Origin of the sequence: Aggregatimonas sangjinii (assembly GCF_005943945.1) — a bacterium.
In the GTDB taxonomy this organism is placed as follows: domain Bacteria; phylum Bacteroidota; class Bacteroidia; order Flavobacteriales; family Flavobacteriaceae; genus Pelagihabitans; species Pelagihabitans sangjinii.
The window spans coordinates 3,232,402-3,254,800 of sequence record NZ_CP040710.1 but is presented as its reverse complement, the minus strand read 5'-3'; the positions used below and the strand labels follow the sequence as shown (position 1 = coordinate 3,254,800).

Sequence of the window (22,399 nt, the reverse complement as noted above, 5' to 3'; positions counted from 1 at the left end):
CCCATGACAAAGGAATCCACAACAACTTCTACTACTTTGTTTGTCGCACCGCTACCCGTACCCCTTCCGAATGACTGCTAAACTCTGGGGCATACATGCTCTGAATTGTAGTAATACCGTTGCTGAAGTCACCGGCATTGTTAACGCGTAAATCGTATTCGAACACATAAACACCTTTTCTTAAATAGTCGAAAAAGAAGTTCGTACTGGCATCCTTGGTACTTTCATAATAGCCCAAGCCGTCTTGCCATTTGTATCTTGAGATGACATTGATGGGCTCAAATCCCGCTGCACGCATATCTTTCATGTGTACGAATTCCATATCCCGGTCTGCCCTCAATTCTATTCGAACGCGTACCAAATCGCCAACTTTTAATGATGTTTTGGAGGTAATTTCGGAAATCTCTTCACCGGTATCGGTATTTCGTTTTAAAAACAGTTTCTTTTTTAGTTTCAATGGTGTTTTAGCTGGGGTGATTTTATCCAAATCTTCAAAATACTGCCAGTAAAGGGCGCCCCAGGCAATGCCTTTACCTTTTTTACTAATTTGTACCTCTGCCATGGCCGGTTTCACCTCTGGTCCGTCCCATGCTGTTTTGTAATAACCCGTTCCCGCTTCGACTTTTACCTGTTCCAATTTAGCGGGTGCGATTTTCTCGCCAGCGATCAAGACGTCTACGGCTTCTGTGACCGATAGCCAATCGCTACCCTGTAATAATAAGGCGTAAACAGCCTCAGTAGTTGCTTTAGTGGTCTTCCATTGGTTGGTCTGTTTATTTTTCAGTAACCAAATCTTAAGGTTGTCGACCGTTGCGATGTCATTCGGGGTAATTTCCGCAAAAGCTTCGATCAATAAAGACTGTGTCTCGATAGGAGCTTGGTACCAGTACCAAGAATTGGTATTTTCTTTCCAATACATACCCAGTTCATCAGAGGTGATACTGTTTTCCTTGAGCGCTCTGAGAATTTTGTTGGAAGTCGTGTTATCCGCCATACGGTGCATGATCAGCGCCAGCATTCCACGGGAATACAATCCCTTATTCTTCCAATATTTTTGTGCTTGACCCTTATAATATGCGGTTACTTCGGCAACACGCTTTGAAGCTTTGATATCCTTGAAAAAGCTGCGCATGTACAGGTAATGAATCTGTGTTTGGCTTAAATGATCATCGTTGATGTTTGAGGCGTTCTTTTTCATAAAGTTGTATTCCTTTACGAACTCATTATCCAAATAGGCAATCGCGTTCTGGATAACGGATTGCATCGCTACAGTACTCGATGCGACATCGAGTTGTTTGAGGTGCCCCATACCGGTGATGATGTGTTGGGTGATAAAACGGCTATCAGGACCACCATTGAACCAAGGCCAAGCTCCTGAACCTTTTTGGTTCTGCTTCAATTTGTTCAAGGCATTGGTCTGCTCGTTCTTCATTTTATTCAAATTGAACAAGAGGGCGATACGTTTTTTCTGTTCTGTCTCCGATTGTGCGTCTCGTAGCCATGGCGTTTCCTGTATCAAAAGGGATTTCAGCTCTTCATTTTTTTCCAGGTTACTGACCAAGGCATCCGAATTGGCCCATTGATTAAATACTTCTTGAACCCTAGGATTGGTATTCGAGATATGCGTAGCCAGCGTATTCGCATAATATCTTGAGAACGTCTGCTCATTGCATTCGTAAGGGTATTCCATTAAATAGGGGAGCGCCTGCACCGCGTACCAAGCCGGGTTCGAGGTCATCTCCAACGTCAACTTATGGTGTTTTAGCGTGGTTGAGGTCGTTGTTTTCAACTTATCCAAGGTAAAGGTCTTGGTTTGGTTACTTCTCACCCACATTGGTAAGGTTTCGGTGACCAGCATTCTATTGGTCAAAACGGGAAGCAAGTTCTGTTCGCCATCACTGTAGTCCCCGGCTTTTGCTGTAACCGTGTACTGAACCGCTCGTACGTCCTCTGGAATTTGCAACCGCCAAGAGACTTGGGTATTGCCTAAAGAGTCGACCTTAAAGTCGGTTTGTCCAAGGCCCTCTCCTTCCGAGGTGGAGGACAAAAGCAATTTTGATGAAATATTCTTGCCTGAAACAGCGTCGATCAACTCCAATTTGGCCTGCCCGGAAAGTACCTTATCGGTCAGGTTTGCAATTTTAGTACTCATCACGATTTCGTCACCTTCCCTCAGAAAGCGTGGCGCATTGGGTATGACCATTAATTCTTTTTGGGTAACGGTTTGTAGATTATGAATCGTACTTTCTAAATCTTTGGTATGCGCCAATAATTGTACGTTCCATTTGGTGAGGGCTTCCGGAGTGGTAAAGCTAAAAGATACATTTCCTTCTTTGTCGGTTTTCAACTGTGGAAAGAAGAATGCATTCTCTTGAAGGTTTTTGCGGATTTTAATCGCATCCGATGCCGTCTCCTGCTCGCTATTATTTTCGTGTTGATTGTCTTTTGGTTTTTGTAATCGCGCTTCATTACTCAGGTTGGCGCTTTTATCCATTTCCACACCACTTGCTTGGCCCACGACTACCTCTTCCAACGGCATTGAATCTTCCATATCCATATCCATTGAGATTGGAGCCGCGGCGCTCTCTCGTTTCATCATCCGATTGCGTCGAAGCCCACGCCCATAAAAACCGCCGTAGCCAAATTGCAAGCCAAACCAGTTGAACGAGTCAAAATACAGACTCGTGTACCCGTAGCTTTGATTATCTAAATACGTATTGAAAGAATTGGTTCCGAAACAGTTGTAGGCAGAGGCTGTTCGATTCGAATAATACGTCGGTTTGATTAGCGGGTTAAAGCTCCAATAATGTCCGCGAAATGCATCGAGCGAGGCGTCGTACATGTTCGCTAAAAGCTCTGCAGCGACCTTGTCGCCTTTTGGCCCCTTGATTTTGAAGGACCAGGTTTCTTCCGTTCCCGGTTGTAGCTTATCGCGAAAGGTCATCGTCTCTATTTCCAGTTGCGCGCTAGGATAGGGCACTCGAATGTTCAGGTTGCCTGCTTGAAAATAGTTGTATACCGAAAAACTATAGGTAATAGCGAAACCGCCTATATCATTTGCATTTACGGGTACTGTAAAAGACTCTGAATTGTCGCTCAAATGAATCGATTTGGATTCGATTACCTTGTGGTTCTTTTCGATATTCACAGTTACATGAATATCTTTTGAGCTCGACAACAGCGTTACCTTTACATCCTCCCCGATGGCATAACTGTCCTTATCGGTCTTGATTTGGAACAACGCGTTATCGGTTAGGGTCGTATCGTTCTCGCTGAAAAGGGTTGTCTGCAAAATGTCTTTTACCGGTTGACCGAATTTATCCTGGGTTTGGAGTTCCAGCACATATTTGCCTGAAGCCCAGTTTTTAGTATTGCCAAGGGGTAGTTCTGTGGATTTTGCCGTGTCGAAATCGGATTGCCATACCATTTCGCCCTTTTCCCAAGTGGAAGCATCGTGTTCGTTGGCAAAGGCATCGTGCGGAAACAATTTTTTGAATTCCGATTTTGGCCAACCGGCATAATCGGGAGCGGCCCATACCCTAGGACGGTTAACGCTTTCAGGTGCCTTTAATTTGTACATCTTAACGATACCTTTTGCGGGAACGAATTGACCGTTGAGATTGTTGGTCGAGATGCTCAGTTTGTTTTCCTTGGTGTCTTTGTTCAATGGGTTGGCGATATACATGTTCGCGGTCAACGCATGATAGCCTACCGTAACGAAGGTGGTGGCGCTATGCGTTTCACCATTGATATCGGTTACATCTGCCGTTACCTCATAGCTAAAGGTGGGCAAATTCTTTCTATCAATACTTGTATCCGGCAATGCCTTAAAATCGATTTTGTAGTGTCCCGAGGCATCGGTCGTGGTCTCGCCATGAGCGATTTCTTGGGGAGCGGTATTATTATAGGGGTAATGCCAATAGTACCATCGGGGATAGTATACGGCACGCTTCACCCGATAGGCCACCTTGGCATCGGTAATCGTACTTCCGGCATACGCCATGGCCGTTCCTTTTACGGTAACACTGTCATTGACTTTATAAGTTTCGGTCACCGGTTGAAATGAGGTCTCAAATTTGGGTCTTTTGTATTCCTCTACGGAAAAACTGGCATATCCGTTCAGTCCTATTCCCGTGGCGTTCGCCTGCATCGAAAATACTCCTGTAAGTCCAGTGCTCGGTAAAATAAATTCCCCAGAAAAAGAACCGTAGTCATTGGTGACGAATTCTTTAGTAGCCACTACTTGGCCATTGACATCGCTTAGGGAGACGGATACTTTTTGATTTTCCAAAACGGATGAAATGCCCTTCTCTCCTGTAATGGCAATTCCTTTGAAATATAGAGGCTGACCAGGTCTATAGATACTTCTGTCGGTAAAAAGAAAGCACGAATAGCTGGTCGTTGCACTATTTTGATCATATCTTCTATTTACGTAATAGTCTTTGAAATAAGCGCTATCCTTGTTTTTTGAAATGCTGATGTTCACCTCGCTCCAATTTTCGTCGGATAACGGAATGGAAACATTCCCCATTTTGTCCGTAACGAAATTTTCACTCAACCGGGGTCCGTCATAATTCTTTCTATAGCGAAGTGTAAGTCTGGCCCCGGAAATGGGTTTTCCATTGTGTCGATTAATAACTTGAAAATAGTGCGTTGTATTCGTTCGGGTTTCGGCAAGCGCCAAATCGGTAACTTGAATCGGGCTGTAGGAAAACGTTTTGTTCTTTTCATCGGTGGTCTCGGCCAATATCAAATACTGTCCATTCTCTAGTGGGGGCATTATAATTTCAGTGCTATGCGACTGGTAATCGTCCTCATTTTTTAGGGTCGCTTCCCATTGCTTGGCAACGCTCAACTTTTTAATAAAAGCCAGCTTTTTATCTTTCTCGTAAACCTTTTCAAGCGCGCTCATTTCCCGCTGCGTGACGGGACGTGCCGTTAAGGTAAGTCCCTTGAGGTTTTTATAGTTTACCAAAAATCGGGAGGTGGTCTGAATCGGAACATGCCTTTCTGCGGTCAGTTGCAAGGTCTTTTGAAGTATTTGCGATTTTAACGCTCGACACTGTTCCGCACCTCTACTGTCCGCCATCTCCTTGATTACCGAATTGCAAATGGCCAGCGCTTCTTTCTTTTTCCAGCGATGGTCAGCATTGGTTTTCGGTTGATAGGAATCTCCCTGGCGATTTAGCAGCGTAGCAATTTGATGCTGGTAGAGACCGGCTGCTAGACTGCCTTTTGTTGCGGATACCGCGTTTTCCAATACTTCAAGAAATTGCTGGTCCTTGTTTTCGAAAGTGGCATTCCCATGAATAAAATTCAGGCGTTCGATATTAATTTCGGCAAGCGTATAGGGCTTTGCGGAGGGAAGGTGCAGCATCAACAATTTTTGATAAATGCACAATGCCTTCGCTTGCAAAGAGGTCTGATCTTCGGTGTCGATATTTTTATTAATGAAGGCGTTGCCATCGCATAAAAAATCGGCATCGCTGATTTCAAACTTATCCGCAGGTCGGGTGATGTTGTTTTCACTCGTTTTGTAAAATGCCAGTGCGTTATGTGCTAACAGGTCGAATAGGGTCGGGCGATATTCTTTGGTATCTGATTGTTGATGTAAAATCACATCGAATTCCGATACCGGGGTTTGTTTTAGCTTCGCCTCATTTTCCAAGGAAGCGTCAAAATGAATACTTATTTCGTTGAATAAAGTAGTCAAATCCCAAGTCCTGAAATCTGTGGAATCTACTTTAACTTCCGTTTTCGTCCGATTGTAAAATTGATATCGATTCTGTTGAAAAAACTGCCAGAACAGGTTAGCCAAATAGCTTTCCAATACATTTTTGGTGGGAAACTCGGCCTTTTCGATTTCCGTTCTAAAATCGTTCACGATTTTCAATTGGGCATCCTCCTCCAAGGTCATGGCATACTTTGAGGTATACAGCAGGGATTTTATAATTTGGGCGGAATTCTCTTCCTTTTTTGCTTTTTTGGAAATGGTGGTAACAAGCTCCAACGCCGATTTTGTCAACGCTTCGTCCTCAAGTTTTGCGACTTGTTTCCAAAGGGTGTCGTATGGGTTTTCGTCTTGTTGTGCCAGCGCCATTTGTGTAAATAAAAGTATCGTTACTATCGTTACCAGATGTTTCATTGTCTAAATTTACGCGATACCTTTAAAATGGAACTTTATTCCTAGTACGCTATTACAAAATTAAGTACAAAGATGAATCCAAAGCTCCCTGAAAACAATGAAAAGTGAGGGAAGTGTTTAATTGAGTTAGGGAATTGGTCTAGATGTTATACGTTCGGTGCACAATGCTCAAGTTTGTTTCTTAGTGTTTCTTCAAAATGAACATATGCTCGTTTAAAGGGAAATCAGCATCAAAGCGATATGGTAAATCATATTTTTTACCCAGGCTAAAACGATCCCGATAATCTAACAAACGATATTCTGACAGTTTATGCTAATAATCATATTCGATGGTCTAGTATTGAAATTGCTCGTTTACGGCGAGATTTTTTTCAATGAATTCGAGCATTTTCTGAAAGATAGTGGTTTGTTCCAATTGTTTTTCAAAGAAAACACTTTCGATGGAATCACCGCTAACTTGAATTTTTTTGAATAACCTTAAAAGTCGTTCCGTATCAGTTGTGGAAATAAGAAAGAGCACACCCTAAATAAGAATAAAATAATTTTTATCCTGTTTAATGTCTGCTATCTGCTCCAGTAGCTGAAGCTCTTGATGCTGATTAAAATCCGATTGAAGCATGGCACGAAATCATTGGGGAACGGACCATTGCAGATACAATTCTAGACAGGTTGGTACACACAGCCCACAGAATAGACATCAAAGGAGAATCAATTCGAAAAAAACTGAAAAATAAACAGTAATTTTACCCATAATAGAATCGACTTCGAATACTTAGTTTATTATGCTCACTTTCATCCGGCAAAGGTGGTCCACTTTGCCCGGCTCATCCAATCAACCGCGGTGGTGGCATTCAAACTGACGGCGAAGATTGCAAATCAGATAACAGAGGGGACGCAAAGGGTTAAAGTTTTCTGTTCACAGATTTAAAGAAAATCCTTATTTGTTTAGGATTTTCTTTTTTAACCAAATTATACTTTCTACATGAGAATTCTTTTCCTACTCCTATCATTATTATCTATTTCCTGTACAGCTGGTCAGGATGTATCGTATCACTATCCAAAGATGGCGAAACGGTCGGTAACAGAGATTCATCACGGTATAGTGGTTCAAGATGATTACAGGAATATTGAGAATCTCAAAGACACTATCGTTCGGGAATGGTTTAAAAATCAAGGTATTCTAACGAATTCCATAGTTGATACGCTTGAACAGGTGAAACATTTTAAATCTGAATTAAAAAAAATTGATGGTAGAACTAAAACGTGGGCTAAAAAATTAAAACAAGATGAAGTTGGCAATCTATATTTCCTAAAAAGGCCAATCGGTGAAAAGGACTTCAAGCTCTACAAAAAGGAATCAGGTGGTAAAATTTTAGAATTGTTTGATCCAAAAGCTTTTAATCCTCAATTGGAAAAAAGGTTCGAAATTAATTACTACCAACCTTCGTGGGACGGAAGTCTAATGGCTATCGCCATTAATACTCGAGGTGACTTTGCTTCAGAAATATTAATATTAGATATCAAAACCGGTGAAAGACTTGATTATACAATTGAAAACGCTGCTCCAGATTTGTTTCAGGGAGTTAGTTGGCTACCGAACAACAAAGGATTCACGTATTTGCATTTTCCAGAGATTGATAAGAGTAAAAATGGCTATAAGACAAACTCGACTTCGGTACTGCATATGGTAGGTGATAAAAATAGTCGAATACCTATTTTTGGTAATGTTCATGGAGTTAAAATGGATCCGTCTTTTTTTCCAGTGACAAAAATTACTTCTAGCGATAGTAAGGTTTTAATTGGATATGTAGCTAATGTTGATAGGTTTTATGATGCTTACTATTGTGACGTTCAAGACATACAGGATGGAAAACCAAACTGGAAAAAACTTTACGGAATTGATGATAAGGTACTCTATACAGAAGGGAAGGTAAAGAATAATAGATACTATTACCTTAGTCCGAAATTTGAAGCGAACTATCAAGTACTCTCGGTAAATCTCAATAACCCGGACTTTCAAAACCCAAAAGTTGAATCAAACCTACCGGATGACGAAGTCGTTAATCATTTTGTTCTTGATTTGGATGGAATGTATATCACAACAACTAGAAACGGTGTTGAAGCTAGCTTATATTACACTTCTAGTAAAAGTACTGACAAGGTTGAAATACCATTTGAGACAGGAAATGTAGTTCTTGTTCCAAATTCCATAAAAGCAAAAGGTTTATATATAGAAACCGATGGATGGGCGGTGGATCTTATGCGCTATTTAATAAGTGGAACGGAAATAGCAGAACAAGTAATACTAGCAGAAATCCCAGAGTTTCCAGAATTTAAAACAATCATTGTCGAAGAAATTGAAATCAAATCATTTGATAGTGTAATGGTGCCAGTATCCCTAATATATGATTCAAAAATACCTAAAACATCAGCTAGACCAACAATGATTATATCTTATGGAGCCTACGGAAATTGGGAAACACCTTATTTTTCACCATTAAGATTGTCATGGATATCAAACGGTGGAGCGATAGCCATTGCACATATAAGAGGGGGTGGGGAAAAAGGTAAAGAATGGCACGAAGCTGGGCGCAAAGATAAAAAAAGTAACTCTTGGAAGGACATTATTTCTGTTACGGAATATCTTATTAAAGAAGGTATAACCACTAAAGATGAAACTATTCTGAATTGTAGAAGTGCAGGAGCAATTTCATCAGCCATGGCGATGATTGAAAGACCAGACCTTTTCCAAGTATTTTTATCTCAGGTACCTTTCATAAACCCCAGTAGGTCGTCTGCAGGATCATATAAAAAATCAAGTTACTTGGAATTCGGAGATATCGAAGATTCAGAAGAGGCCAAATATATCCTTGGAATGGATCCATACTTGAATTTAAAAAAAAATGTTAAATACCCGGCTACAATGATTTCACCGTCTGCGAAAGATGATAGGCTAGATTTATGGGAGTCTGGTAAATTTATTGCCCGCCTACAGGAATATAATACCTCAAATTTACCCATTCTTTTAGATGTAAATATTACTGCCGGTCATTCAAGGTCTTCAACCGAATCTACAGCAACTGTTTACGGTTTCGCAAAATGGGTTATTGAAAATTAATTTTAGGTGTTTAATTAAAAAAAGCATATTTCAGATAGAGCCTTCGAGACGTAATGGTCCCACCAAAATTTTAAAAACATCTTTGCAGCTCTTATAACATTAAAGACAAAAAATCTTAGCTTATTTTTTTTTCAGATACCAAACAGCTACATTTAAAAATATAGTTCTTTCAGACTCACATTAATTATTTTTTCTTTATTAAATGCAGAATCCAAAAGATTTTGCGGACTTCATAAAAATACAAAGACCTTTTGATTACGCCTGAAGCCCGTTTTGTTTAGTTATTGTGAGTGAAGCCTTTATAATAAATAATCCCGTTTCTATCGTATTCAAAAGGCTTCGTACTTCTACCTTCGTACTTTGTACACCCAGCCCACAGAATAGACATCAAAGGAGAATCAATTCGAAAAAAACTGAAAAATAAATAGTAAATTTACCCATAATAGAATCGACTTCGAATACTTAGTTTATTATGCTCACTTTCATCCGGCGAAGGTGGTCCACTTTGCCCGGCTCATCCAATCAACCGCGGTGGTGGCATTCAAACTGACGGCTAAGATTGCAAATCAGATAACAGAGGGGACGCAAGGGGTTAAAGTTTTCTGTTCACAGATTTAAAGAAAATCCTTATTTGTTAAGGATTTTATTATTTTAACCAAATTATACTTTCTACATGAGAATTCTTTCCTTACTCCTATCATTATTATCTATTTCCTGTACAGCTGGTCAGGATGTATCGTATGACTATCCAAGGATGACCAAACAGCCGATAACAGAGACTCATCACGGTATAGTGGTTCAAGATGATTATAGAAATATTGAAAACTTGAGCGACAGCACTATTGGTAATTGGTTTCTTGATCAGGGAAAACTTACAAATACAATATTAGATACGTTGAAACAAGCCTTAGATTTTCAAAAGAAATTTAAGGAATTCAATAACAGAACAAAAACCTGGGCAAAAAAATTAAAACAAGATGAATCCGGAAATCTATATTACCTAAAACGCCCTATTGGGGAATATGATTTTAAGGTCTTTAAAAAGGATTCTAAGGGGATTATTACTGAAATCTACGATCCTAAAGAATTTCGTCCGGAATTGGAAAATAGATATCAGATTAATTATTTTCAGCCATCTTGGGATGGTCGCTATATCGTATTATCCATAAATGTCAGAGGAGATTTTTCGTCGGAACTATTGATAATCGATTTAAAAACCGGTGAACCTCTAGACTATATAATTGATCACGTAGCGCCCAATTTATTTAACGGTATTCATTGGTTACCTAATAGCAAGGGCTTTACCTATTTGAGATTTCCAGTTGTTGATAAAGATAAGGAAGGGTATAAGGCAAATTCGGTCTCCATATTACATATTGTTGGTGATAAAAAGAATAGCTCGCCGATTTTTGGAGATAAAATGGGAGCGGACATTGACCCGTCGTTTTTTCCGTTTACAAGCGTATCCTCAAGCAAAGACAATTATCTTATTAGCTATATAGCGACCGTAGATCGATTTTACGATGCGTATTTTGCTGATGTGGATAGTGTAATCAATGGCAATCTTAATTGGAAAAAATTATACGGCATAAAAGATAAAGTTCTTTATAGCGAGGGAATTATCAAAGAGAAAAGGTATTACTACATTAGCCCAAAATTCAATTCGAATTTTCAGGTTCTTTCCGTGGATATGAACGATATTGATTTTGATAATCCCAGGATCGAATCGAAGCTTCCCAAAGAACTAGTTATTAATGACTTTTGTTTGGATGCATCTGGCATTTATTTTTCTACAACTAAAAATGGAGTTGAGGCATCCTTATATCATTACTCAAATAATGAGACAACAACTCAAATTGAAATACCCTTTGAGGCGGGAAATATAGAATTAGTCCCCAATTCAGGATATGAATCTGGCCTATACGTCGAAGCTGATGGCTGGGCTGTCGATTTGATGCGCTATTATGTCAGAGGTAACAAGATTCAAGAACAGGTAATATTGGCCGAAATTCCAGAATTTCCCGAATTTGCAACAATTAAAGTTGAAGAAACGGAGATAAAGTCCCACGATGGAGTTATGGTACCCGTCACCTTGGTTTATGATTCTTTGAACCCTAGATCATCCAATAAACCAACTGTAATCACTTCTTATGGTGCGTACGGACAGTCACAAGAACCCTACTTTGCACCACGTAGACTGGCCTGGGTTGCTAGTGGCGGTGTAATAGCAGTTGCCCATATTAGAGGCGGTGGTGAAAAGGGGCAAGACTGGCATGACGCAGGCCGTATAGCAACTAAATCAAATTCTTGGAAGGATATCATTTCGGTAACAGAGTATCTGATAAACGAAAAAATAACATCACCTGAAAAGACGATACTTTATAGTGCGAGTGCTGGTGCGATTTCATCGGGAATGGCTGTAATAGAAAGACCTGAACTTTTTAAGGTTTTTCTTTCTCAGGTACCTTTCATAAACCCCAGTAGGTCGTCTGCAGGTTCATATAAAAAAACCAGTTATCTTGAGTTTGGAGATATTGAAAATGTAGAGGAGGCGAAGTATCTTTTAGGAATGGACCCATATTTGAACCTTAAAAAAAATGTTGATTACCCCGCTACTTTGATTGCTCCTTCTGCAAAAGACGATCGTTTGGACTTATGGGAATCCGGAAAGTTTATTGCTCGTCTTCAGGAATACAGTACTTCTAAGTATCCTATACTTTTAGATGTAGATCTCAAAGACGGTCATTCGAGATCTTCCTCGGAGGCATTAGGACGGCTCTACGGTTTCGCAAAATGGGTTATTGAAAATTAATTTTCGGTGTTTAATTAAAAAAGGCATATTTCAAATAGAGCCTTCGAGACATAATGGTCCCACCAAAATTTTAAAAATATCTTTGCAGCTCTTATAACATTAAAGACAAAAAAACCTTAGCTTATTTTTTTTCAGTTACCAAACTGCTATGTTTAAAAATATAGTTCTTTCGAACTCATGTTAATTATTTTTTCTTCATTAAATGCAGAATCCTAAAGATTTTGCGGACTTCATAATAAATAAATAATCCCGTTTCTATCGTATTCAAAAGGCTTCGTACTTCTACCTTCGTACTTCGTACTTTGTACTTCGAACCTTGCACTACTCCCATTTGACCACGACCAGTTCGCATCGTCGATTCCACTCGTGATCTTCTTCGCTGCAACTTTCCTCTGTTTCACATTTTACGATGGGTTTTGATTCGCCATAGCCTTTCGCGACCACCCTTTTACTGTCGATGCCATTTTCGACCATAAACTTTTTAGCGGCATCGGCCCGTTTTTGGGAAAGATCCCTATTGTATTGGTCATTACCGCGAATATCGGTATGTGTGCCAATTTCAATGACCATGCCCGGGTTTGCCTTCATGATTTCGATGACCTTGGCCAAACGCTCGCGAGACTCCCTTCTGAGATACCATAGACTATAGTCGAAGTGTATTTCTTCGGTTTTGAATACGATCCGTTCGTCTTGTTTGACGATAGCCTCTTCTTTTGCGATGACTTGCTCGATTTTTCGAAGGCGTTCTTTTTCGGCTTTTTGCTGTGCTATCTTTTCGCGTTCTTTGGTTGCCGCCTCTTTTCGAATGCGTTCTTCCTCCGCCACTTTTTCCTCTTTTTGTTTGCGTTCCGCTTTCAATTGCGCTTTTCTTTGGGCTTCTTCTTGCTTCTTTTGCTGCGCCAGCAGATTTTCCGCCGCGCGGTCCTGAACGGAAAACAGGCTCAACGAACCGTCTTGGGTCGCATCACGTTCCGCACTGGTGCGAAGTGACTTGCAATTATCATCGTACGCCTCTTTTTTTGCCTCGATACGATATGCTGCGGAGCATTGCACCGTAAATTCGAAAGACGCGTCCGCTTGCGTTTTCAAGGTTTCGATAATTTTACCTTCCGCATCCAAGAGCGAAACCATGCTGTTGGCTAACGGTAATCCAGTTTTTTTATCAGTGACTGTTCCAGTAATGAATTGTTGGCAATCGGCTATAATAAGTGGTTTAGTTACCACAAAGGAATAAATATCGTCGCTTCCCTTTCCATCAGGACGGTTCGACGAAAAATAACCTGTTTTGCCATCTGTATTCAGGTTATAGGCGAAGTCATCAAAACCGCTGTTCAATGGTTTTCCGATGTTGTCGGGTTTTTGGTAGGTTCCGTTTTGTTTTTTGGCTACAAAGATGTCCAATAATCCGTAACCGGGTTGTCCGTTCGAGGAGAAATACAAATCGTCACTGGCGTCCACAAAAGGAAATTGTTCTTTACGTTCGGTATTTATTTGTGCGCCCAAGTTCTCGGGTTCTCCAAATTCCCCGTTGTTGGAGAGGGATACTTTATAGAGGTCAAAGGACCCGAGTCCGCCGGGCCTATCCGATGCAAAATAAAGAGTTCTTCCATCATGGCTTAAGGCTGGGTGTTCCGTAGAAAAATCGTCACTGTTAAAGGGTAGTTCTTCAATATTACCCCATTCTCCATCCGTTAAACTCGCCTTGTAGATTTTTAGGTTGCTTATTTTTTTGGAATCGGTGCGTTTCTTTCCACGGATGAAATTATTTCGTGTAAAATAGAGTGTTTGTCCGTCCTTGGAAAGGGCAAAAGTACCTTCGTGCATTTTAGTGTTTACTTTTTTCGAAAAACCTGTGCTCACACTATCGCCGAGATTCAAATTAGATAAGGCATGTTGGTACAGATCGAGATACGCCTGATTGTTCCAACGGTATGGTTTGCTTACTAGCGAAAATTGGTTTTTTTCAGAAGCGCTGTAGACGAGATTGCTATTGATTTCGGCAGCACCGAATTCAGACGTAGGGGTATTTAACGCAAGGTTTTTCATCGTAAAACGTTCTCCGATCGCAGCTACATTCTCAAGGTAGACCAACTCGGCCCGTAGTTCTTCCACTTGTTGTGTTTCCCCTTTTTTGGTGTAGTACTCCATGAGTACCTCCGTAGCTTCGGCATATTCCCCAATGGATTTTAAGGTTTGACTATATTTGAAAAAGTAGTTTTCATCCAGATTTTCGCCGTAAACCGAGGTCAGGTAGGAATACCATTTCGCAGCTTTGGGAAGCTGGTAGGTATTGTAATAGCTATCGGCCAAATTCCGAACGGTTTCTTTAGAACGGTTGTTTTTAGCCAGTTCTTCGTACAATGGGATGGCGTCGGAGTAGAAAGCCCTGTCGAAATACGTTTTTGCCCTTTTTGCATCCTGCGCCTGTAGGGCCATTATACCGGTCGCAAAAAGCGCGATAAAAAGATATATTTTTTTCATAATGAGGGACTAATAAAATCTTGGGGATTTGTCATATCCTTTGCGAAGACCTAAAAGATCCAAGTCGAAAAGAACGAATATTTCATGCGATCCCGCACTAAAGGTGCTCAGGTTCGATAAGGTGTAATCATAGGAATAACCGATCCTTACGGAAGGTAATACCGCGAAATTGAACATGGCGCTTACCGAATCGTCCAATCGATACGAAGCACCTGCTTCAAAGCGGTTGTTGAGCAGTACGTTTAAGGAAGCATCAAATACCAAAGGAGCGCCCTTGACCATTTTAATCAAGGTCGATGGCTTCAATTTCAAATTACTGTTGAGTTCATATACATAACCCGAAGTGAGGAATACGTGTACCGCCTCGGAACCGAACTTACTGATGCCATCTACATTTTCAATATGCTTGGAGGTAAGCAGATTGGGAGCCGAAACGCCTGCATAAAAATTGCCACGATTATAGAAAGCGCCCACACCAGCGATTGGGAACGAATTGTTGAGGTTTTCGGCAAAGGCGGGATCATCCTGAATTTCTGGCAACCGAAAGCCGTTAAAGTTACTTTCGAAATTGGTCAGACCACCTTTAAGCCCCAATGAAAGGTTGCTCTTCGCATCCAACTTAAGAATATACGCGAAATCAATGGCAAGGTTATTTTCTTTCAAAGCTCCGTCACCAATACGGTCACTTACGATCGAAACGCCCATTTCTACTTTATCGCTAAAGGCGGTATGGCCGAAGAAGGTCAAGGTGTTCGGTGCACCGACGGTATTTTGCCATTGCGAACGATAGAGCGTGCCCAGATTCAACAAACCTCGTTCACCTTTCGTATAGGCAGGGTTGACAACACTCATGTTGTACATGTATTGGGTGTACTGTGGATCCTGCTGTGAATGTGAACGCGCCCAAAAGAGCAGCAGGAAAAATAGGGGGATATATATTTTTTTCATCGGTAGTTAGTTATGTTCGGATCAGCGGTTGAGGTATAATCTGCCCTGTTCGGCAGCGCGACCGTCTTTGTTGAATTCTATGATATAGAAGTAGACCCCATTTGGTGCCGTTCCGCCTGTACCACTTCCGTCCCAGGCAGGGTTATTTCGATTGCCCTTGAATAAGGATGAGCCGTATCGGTTTAAAATCTGTAAGGTGAAATCGGGATATATGGTTTCGACGTTCGGTACGAAGAAGGTGTCGTTTCTACCGTCTCCGTTCGGGGAAAATCCATCAGGAATAAAAAAGTCATAGGCTTCGGGATTGCAATTGCTCAAATCGACCGTGACCGCTATTCGTTCGGGATTAATACATCCCGTTTCGGGATTGTAACTCTGCGCGTAATAAGTGACATCCTCGGATAAAGGTGTAGCACTGGTCAGTTCGGTACCGTTCTCAGGGGCATCGTACCAAATGACCTCGTAATCGGTGGTACTTTCCAATTGGTCCAGATCGGCAACGGTCGGATTGTCCAATCCGCATAATTCGATACGGTCGAACAGCAGAGAAGCCGATTCCAAGGCATAGACGGTGGTAACGATTTCCAAACGATTTTGACTAAGGCATCCGTTTACCACCTCCGTGGCTGCAAAATAGCTGGTTCCATCGGTTACAACGGTCGAACCATCTAGTAGATTTCCATCTGTAGCTGCATCAAACCAGGCAATGGCACTCCCGTCGGGTGATGAAATGGTCAATTCCGCCAAGGTAACCCCATCCGAAGCGCAAAACGCGGGATTCAATACTGGCGAAGAGGGCATTACCGGATCTATGATTTCGACGGTTACGCCAATACGCTGTGAGCCCTCACAATTGTTGTTCGCATCGATGTTGGCCACAAAGTAATCTTCCCCACTAACCAAGGGGGTGTCATTGGAAAGTGCGGTGGTACTTGTTTCGTCTTCATAAAATAGAATTTCGCCGTTCGCCGTTATTGCGATATCTTGAAGGGTAGGCCCATTAATACCAAATTCCCCGCGACAGAACAGTTGATTTTCGTCACCTTCGGCAAGTTCGGGAATGCCGTCGATGGCAAAGTTTTCGTTTTCTTCAAATTCGAAAATTTTTCTACAAAGCGTCGTATCATCCTGTACACTTCTTACGCTGACGGTATAGTTTCCTTGTTCTAAACTGGCAACATCGAGCTGATAGGATGCAGTCCCACCCACAAAGTCGATCGTATTATTGATAACCACTGCACCCGTGCTTTGTTGGGTAACGTCATAGACAATACTGTAGGATCCATCGTCTAGGATCGGCGCGTCTACCAAAACATCTATCCGTGTCGCATTGCATGAATTATCGACGACCAAATCGAGGTCTATGGCAGAAGGAATAGCGGTAATCGTAACCATAGCAGTAATCTGGCAACCTAGCGGAAACCCACTATCCACCTCAAAGGCTATTTCGTAGTCCCCCGTTTCTGTTATCTCGTTGGCAGGTATGGTCATGGCCGCGCTGCCATTGGTAAAGTTGATATTGCTTTGTGTCGCAGTGGTGACGGTTCCGCTCGGCGGTGTTATGGTATAGGTAACATCGTAATCACCGTTAGCTCTACTGAAAGACGCATCGAAAATGTTGGAAAATGCTACGGGCACTTCTTCTTCAAAACAACTATCAGTGATTACGACATTGGGATCGGAAACCAAAAAGGTGACCGGCGCAACCTGAATATCAGGACATACGGTTGGGCCCAATGAGGTAATGCTCAGCGTTGTAACTTCATTGCGAATGACGTCGTCCGCATCGATTTCAAAAAAGCCGGTCTTATCGTTTCTTAGCACTAAGGGGACATCCTCACCGCCGCCCCCGCTTATTGACGACGTAGAATAGGTTGCGGTATAAGTGCCCGAAGGTATCAGGGTATCGTTATAATCCGTGATTTCGATTCTGTAGGTCGCATCCCCTTCACAGTAGTTGTCCGCTTGCATGGTACCCTGTAGTGTTGGCAGAATGATGATTTCTACGGTCGTGCGCATCTCTTCACAGACCGGATGGCCGGGGAATACGAGATAAGTGAATTCAAACGTACCGGAAATATTCAGGTCTCTAATGGCCTGTACATCTATTATATTGTCGGTAAGGTCTTCTAACTGATTGGTCTGGGGGCTTTCCGACCAAGTGCCGTTGGTATCCTCGTTGGTCAGTAGATCATTCAGGTTAAAATTGGTAAGGCCGGATAGGTCATCAGTGGTACAAACAATCAGGTTTGACGGTATACCCGAATTGGCCGGGCGTTGTACTTCCAATAACAAGAGTACTTGTCGGCTTGCGCAGGTCGCTACAGCGGGAACGGTATGGGTAAATTCGTAAATACCGATTCCTGCGGATTGTGCATCGAAGAAGTTATCCGTCAAATGGGCTGCTGCTGTTGGAGTAACGGCTTCCCAAAGTCCATTGAAATCGTGAAATTTTCCTTCGGTCTGGCTCCCTATGTAACCGTTAAGGTTGACCCTGGGGTCATCACCACAGGCATCGGCACTTCCATCGATATTGTCCTCTCCTGGATACCCCCCCAGACTTATGGTAACCACTGCAGATTCCCCACATGCCGTATTCGTATAGGTAAATTCGTGTATACCCGAGTTTTTTACCTCCCAAAGGTTGACGATGCCGGTCGACCGATTCAGTGCGAAAAAATTGGCCGGATCATTTGTCGACCACATACCTCCGGCAGTGGGACTGCCTTCTAGATGTGGAAAGAGATCAAAAGTCTTGTTGGCTTCGTCGGCATCTTTATTACAAACGATTTCAGAACCATCGCTACCCGCACATTGCGATGCGGCATAGTTCGAAAAGAGGCAAATTATAAGAAATAGCACGCCCTTCAAAAAGAACGCTAGGGGATTTTGGTTGTTCATAATCAGCTATTTAGAGCATGCACTTTATATGCTCAGTACTGCAAAACTAGAAGCGGTAAGACCCATATCGCAATAAATGTTGTAAAACACTCTTTTTGAAGGGTGAATCTTACCAAATGCGTTGTACGCCGTTTTAATAATGAGCATTTTGGCGACTTTTTTGGTGTTTTATCCAAAGTAAACCGGACTCTCAAGTGTTTCAAAACTTGACCACTCGGGTCTGTTCTTTAAATCAATCGCTATCTTTGGGGCATAAATCCTTGAAAATGCAAATTCATTTTATTGCCATCGGCGGCAGTGCAATGCACAATTTGGCCTTGGCACTTCATCATAAGGGCTACACCATTACCGGAAGCGACGATGTCATTTTTGAACCTTCAAAGACAAGGCTGGCCAATAAAGGACTGTTGCCGGATACCTTCGGCTGGTTTCCTGAAGAAGTACATACCGACTTAGATGCGGTCATTTTGGGAATGCATGCTAAAGCCGATAATCCCGAATTGCTAAAAGCACAGGAATTAGGAGTAACCATATATTCCTATCCCGAGTTTTTATATGAGCAATCCAAAAACAAGACCCGCGTGGTTATCGGGGGCAGTCACGGGAAAACCACGATAACCTCAATGATTCTGCACGTGCTTAATTACCACGATCGGCCTGTAGATTATATGGTTGGTGCCCAACTCGATGGTTTTGATCGTATGGTACACCTGACCGATGAAAATGATTTTATAGTATTGGAAGGCGATGAATACCTGTCCTCGCCGATAGATAGACGACCGAAATTTCACTTGTACCGGCCGAATATTGCTTTGCTAAGCGGCATTGCCTGGGACCACATCAATGTATTCCCCACTTTCGAAAATTATGTGGACCAGTTTCGAATTTTTGTCGATAGCATCGTTAAAGGCGGAAGTATTACGTATAACATTGAGGACCTAGAAGTACAAAAAGTGGTAGAGGCCTCTGAGAATTCTATTCGAAAGTTGCCCTATCAAACGCCTGAATATAGGGTAGAGGATGGCGAGACCCTTTTGGAAACTCCGGAAGGTCCGATGCCCATAGAAGTTTTTGGAAAACACAATCTGAACAACCTCGCCGGCGCAAAATGGATTTGCCAGAACATGGGTGTTGACGAGGACGATTTTTACGAATCGATAGCCTCTTTCAAGGGAGCATCCAAACGATTGGAGAAAATCGCCGAGGGTAAGACCAGTGTGGCCTACAAAGATTTTGCGCATTCACCCAGCAAGGTCGCCGCAACCACTAAGGCGGTAAAGGAACAATACCCCGACAGAACATTGATCGCTTGTTTGGAGTTGCATACCTATAGCAGTTTCAATCCCGAATTTTTAAAAGAGTATAAAGGTGCTTTGGATGCTGCCGATGTCGCCGTGGTGTTTTACCTCCCGGAATCCGTGGCCATCAAGAAATTGGCAGCGGTAAGTCCCGAACAGATCTCATCGGCATTCGAGCGGAACGACTTACAAATTCATACTGATGCAGCGGCCTTTAAGGACTATGTCTTTGATCAGGATTTTGAGAATTCGGTGCTGCTCTTAATGAGCTCGGGGAACTATGGCGGACTGGACTTGGAAGAGGTAAAGGAGAGGATAGCGTCTTGAAATCATGGTACTTAGCTGCCTATTTGTCATTTGAAGGGTTTTGGAACGTATCTTGAATTCTACAAAATATGTTTTCAAATGAGCGAAGGTATTACAGTGCCGCTATCATCAGACTGGTCAAGCGCAGAATTTCCATGTTGCTTATTGCCTTCATGTTGGGCCTTTCAAATGTTATACTTGAGGAGTCCCGCATGGTTAACGACACGAGAGAGCATATAGAACAGCAAGAAATCACCCCTGAAGATAAGCTCGACGATACTTTAAGCTATTGGTCTGAAGATTTAGGGGCTTTTTGACCATTTTCATGGTTCTGGATAATACGATTTACAAAAGTACTAATGTCTCTTTGTTGACTGCGAATCAGCTCTTGTTTTGCCAGTCCCATATCTTTTTTGAGCTTGTCCTGAGAGAATTTGAATTTACCTTCCCAATGGGTGATACGAATTTCAAAACCTACGATATAATTTACCAAACTTTCCATTCTGGGATTATCCTGTTCCAAAACATACCTCTGGTTTTCACCTTCCAAGAACGACGTCATTCGAACCATGGTATCCTTCACTTGTTCCGTATCGGTCAACAGTTTTACCGTTCCTTTTAGGTGCGCAAAAATATAGTTCCAGGTGGGTAACTGTTTGGTGCTGTATACCGAAGGGGATATGTAACAATCCGGCCCTTGGAATATGGATGTTGTTTCCGCTCCATTGATCAACGTTTTGACCTGCGGGTTGAACTTGTCGATATGGGCGACCAATTTCCCGAACCGACTTCCGTCCTGCTCGTACACCATAGGTATGTGCGTTACCAAGGGAGAATTGTCATTAACCGTAATCAAAGTAGCAAACGGATAGTTCTTTACCACTTCGACTACATTCGAAAATTCGGTTTCCTGATGGTGTGGTGGTGGGTATTTCATTTCTTGGTTTTAAATGTAACCCCTTCAATTACATTTCTAGAAAGGGCAATCAGGATTGGCTTCTATAAATTTTTTTGCCAATTTCGGTCGATTGTTGCGTTGTTTTAACGCGCCGACCAAATTACGCGATTCCCTAAACACGTATGAACCTAAATCACAATTTCTTAGATAACAGATTTATATTAGGTGCGTTATAGTTCGTATTTCTTGGTCGCTAGACCCCAAACTGTGTGAGATGATGGTCTATATGTTTGAACTGCATCATACCCCATTGGTCATGGGTGAGTTTTCCGAATATCGGATGTGGGTTCCAATCGGTTCGCGTTTTGCATTGGTGAAAGTCGGTGACCAATTGTTTGAGTTTGCTTTTTTCTATTTCCAGGTTCTTGTCCTCCTTCGTTTTCAAGGATGGTGCGGTCGGTAGGTTTTTGCGCCAAGGTTTATCATTGTACATCGACTTTTTAAAAAACAGTTTTACGAATAGATTGCCGTTTCCCTCTTTTTTGTTCTTTACTCCGATTTTGAACGGGAACTGGCAATGCCATGCCATTTGGCCGACCGTCATTTTGCCCCATTGGCGTTCCGAATCCTCGCTGAGGTTATCGATTCTTTTTAAGACCTGTTCATAGGTGTTGGTATCAAAGAGCGATTGCATAATTTATCGGTTCATTTTTGTTCATGAAATCTACGATAAAAATTTTAGTTCACTATCTTTAGTCGATGCAAGAAAAGCAGCCTTCTTTCTCTATAAAGCATTGGTCGGATGATGATAAACCAAGGGAAAAGTTAGTACTAAAAGGTAAATCGGCCCTGTCCGATGCCGAACTGGTCGCCATACTCATTGGTTCGGGCAGTCGAAATGAAAGTGCTGTAGAGTTGTCGAAACGGATACTTGCGTCGGTCAACAATAATCTCAATGAACTAGGGAAGCTGTCTATCAAGCAATTAATGCAGTTTAGGGGTATAGGCGAGGCGAAGGCCGTTACCATCGCTGCGGCTTTGGAGATGGGTCGTCGTAGACGGGGGGAAGATGTGCATCGGATTGCAAAAATCAATAGCAGTAACGATGCCTTCGAACTGTTGTTGCCCCAAATGGGCGATCTGGAACACGAGGAGTTCTGGATCGTATATCTGAACAATGCCAACAAGGTGCTATTGACCTCGCAACTGAGTAAGGGAGGATTGACGGGAACTTTGGTAGATTTGCGTATTATCATGAAAAAGGCACTTGAAGTGGGGGCCGTGGGATTGATTTTGGCGCATAACCATCCTTCTGGAACCTTAAAACCAAGCAAGGCTGACCAAGAAGTCACACAAAGAATACAAAAAGCGTCAAGCGCGTTGGATATCAAGGTCCTTGATCATTTGATAATTACCCAGCAAGACTATTATAGTTTTGCCGACCATCATATCCTTTAATGCCGAACTTTAAATCTTCCTGCGAAGGCAGCCC

12 protein-coding genes are annotated in these 22,399 nt (G+C 42.1%); 6 read left to right on the top strand and 6 right to left on the bottom strand.

Going from position 1 to position 22,399, the window contains the following annotated elements; translation table 11 throughout:
* Positions 1-31: 31 nt before the first annotated feature.
* The gene (locus tag FGM00_RS13625; RefSeq protein ID WP_138853442.1) at positions 32-6,145 is read right to left on the bottom strand and encodes an alpha-2-macroglobulin family protein; all 6,114 of its coding nucleotides are present in this window, start codon (positions 6,143-6,145) and stop codon (positions 32-34) included.
* A gap of 609 nt (positions 6,146-6,754) precedes the next feature.
* Here FGM00_RS13625 and FGM00_RS13620 point away from each other — a divergent pair.
* The 3 genes from FGM00_RS13620 to FGM00_RS13610 all read left to right on the top strand — a co-directional run bounded on the left by FGM00_RS13620 (position 6,755) and on the right by FGM00_RS13610 (position 12,075).
* Positions 6,755-6,886 carry an ATP-binding protein gene (locus FGM00_RS13620; RefSeq protein WP_394344428.1) on the top strand — a complete coding sequence of 44 codons (132 nt, stop codon included), beginning with the start codon at positions 6,755-6,757 and terminating at the stop codon, positions 6,884-6,886.
* Between the two features lie 241 nt (positions 6,887-7,127).
* Positions 7,128-9,263, top strand: a complete 2,136-nt coding sequence (locus FGM00_RS13615) for a prolyl oligopeptidase family serine peptidase (RefSeq protein ID WP_138853441.1) — start codon at positions 7,128-7,130, stop codon at positions 9,261-9,263.
* 673 nt (positions 9,264-9,936) lie between these two features.
* Positions 9,937-12,075 (top strand): prolyl oligopeptidase family serine peptidase, encoded by a 2,139-nt coding sequence (locus FGM00_RS13610; protein ID WP_138853440.1) that lies wholly within the window; start codon positions 9,937-9,939, stop codon positions 12,073-12,075.
* A 321-nt stretch (positions 12,076-12,396) separates the two neighbouring features.
* On the opposite strand, the gene FGM00_RS13605 is transcribed toward FGM00_RS13610, so the two are convergent.
* From FGM00_RS13605 to FGM00_RS13595, 3 genes are read right to left on the bottom strand one after another with little or no spacing between them, the layout of a single operon-like run.
* Positions 12,397-14,556, bottom strand: a complete 2,160-nt coding sequence (locus FGM00_RS13605) for an OmpA family protein (RefSeq protein ID WP_138853439.1) — start codon at positions 14,554-14,556, stop codon at positions 12,397-12,399.
* Between the two features lie 9 nt (positions 14,557-14,565).
* Positions 14,566-15,504: a PorP/SprF family type IX secretion system membrane protein gene (locus tag FGM00_RS13600; RefSeq protein WP_138853438.1), complete on the bottom strand. Its 939-nt coding sequence runs from the start codon at positions 15,502-15,504 to the stop codon at positions 14,566-14,568.
* A 21-nt stretch (positions 15,505-15,525) separates the two neighbouring features.
* Entirely contained in the window at positions 15,526-18,405 is a 2,880-nt protein-coding gene (locus FGM00_RS13595) for a gliding motility-associated C-terminal domain-containing protein (protein ID WP_138853437.1), read from the bottom strand.
* Between the two features lie 266 nt (positions 18,406-18,671).
* Here FGM00_RS13595 and FGM00_RS13590 point away from each other — a divergent pair, with 266 nt between their 5' ends.
* The gene (locus tag FGM00_RS13590) at positions 18,672-20,030 is read left to right on the top strand and encodes a UDP-N-acetylmuramate--L-alanine ligase (RefSeq protein WP_138853436.1); all 1,359 of its coding nucleotides are present in this window, start codon (positions 18,672-18,674) and stop codon (positions 20,028-20,030) included.
* Between the two features lie 68 nt (positions 20,031-20,098).
* On the top strand, positions 20,099-20,326 hold the full coding sequence (locus tag FGM00_RS13585; RefSeq protein WP_138853435.1) for a hypothetical protein: 228 nt from the start codon (positions 20,099-20,101) through the stop codon (positions 20,324-20,326).
* Here the strand turns inward: FGM00_RS13585 and FGM00_RS13580 are convergent.
* Both FGM00_RS13580 and FGM00_RS13575 read right to left on the bottom strand, forming a co-directional pair.
* Entirely contained in the window at positions 20,296-20,946 is a 651-nt protein-coding gene (locus tag FGM00_RS13580; protein WP_138853434.1) for an FMN-binding negative transcriptional regulator, read from the bottom strand. The two genes, FGM00_RS13585 and FGM00_RS13580, sit on opposite strands and share 31 nt — an antisense overlap.
* Positions 20,947-21,160: 214 nt before the next feature.
* Positions 21,161-21,601: a DUF1569 domain-containing protein gene (locus FGM00_RS13575; RefSeq protein ID WP_138853433.1), complete on the bottom strand. Its 441-nt coding sequence runs from the start codon at positions 21,599-21,601 to the stop codon at positions 21,161-21,163.
* Between the two features lie 65 nt (positions 21,602-21,666).
* Here FGM00_RS13575 and radC point away from each other — a divergent pair, with 65 nt between their 5' ends.
* Positions 21,667-22,365 carry a RadC family protein gene (gene radC / locus FGM00_RS13570; RefSeq protein ID WP_138853432.1) on the top strand — a complete coding sequence of 233 codons (699 nt, stop codon included), beginning with the start codon at positions 21,667-21,669 and terminating at the stop codon, positions 22,363-22,365.
* The last annotated feature ends 34 nt before the right edge of the window (positions 22,366-22,399 follow it).

What these genes read in the sequence shown, in the direction of transcription:
- radC (WP_138853432.1), top strand. Translation starts at nt 21,667, where the DNA reads ATGCAAGAAAAGCAGCCTTCTTTCTCTATAAAGCATTGGTCGGATGAT.
- FGM00_RS13610 (WP_138853440.1), top strand. Translation starts at nt 9,937, where the DNA reads ATGAGAATTCTTTCCTTACTCCTATCATTATTATCTATTTCCTGTACA.
- FGM00_RS13585 (WP_138853435.1), top strand. Translation starts at nt 20,099, where the DNA reads ATGTTTTCAAATGAGCGAAGGTATTACAGTGCCGCTATCATCAGACTG.
- FGM00_RS13575 (WP_138853433.1), bottom strand. Translation starts at nt 21,601, where the DNA reads ATGCAATCGCTCTTTGATACCAACACCTATGAACAGGTCTTAAAAAGA.
- FGM00_RS13600 (WP_138853438.1), bottom strand. Translation starts at nt 15,504, where the DNA reads ATGAAAAAAATATATATCCCCCTATTTTTCCTGCTGCTCTTTTGGGCG.
- FGM00_RS13590 (WP_138853436.1), top strand. Translation starts at nt 18,672, where the DNA reads ATGCAAATTCATTTTATTGCCATCGGCGGCAGTGCAATGCACAATTTG.
- FGM00_RS13625 (WP_138853442.1), bottom strand. Translation starts at nt 6,145, where the DNA reads ATGAAACATCTGGTAACGATAGTAACGATACTTTTATTTACACAAATG.
- FGM00_RS13580 (WP_138853434.1), bottom strand. Translation starts at nt 20,946, where the DNA reads ATGAAATACCCACCACCACACCATCAGGAAACCGAATTTTCGAATGTA.
- FGM00_RS13615 (WP_138853441.1), top strand. Translation starts at nt 7,128, where the DNA reads ATGAGAATTCTTTTCCTACTCCTATCATTATTATCTATTTCCTGTACA.
- FGM00_RS13595 (WP_138853437.1), bottom strand. Translation starts at nt 18,405, where the DNA reads ATGAACAACCAAAATCCCCTAGCGTTCTTTTTGAAGGGCGTGCTATTT.
- FGM00_RS13605 (WP_138853439.1), bottom strand. Translation starts at nt 14,556, where the DNA reads ATGAAAAAAATATATCTTTTTATCGCGCTTTTTGCGACCGGTATAATG.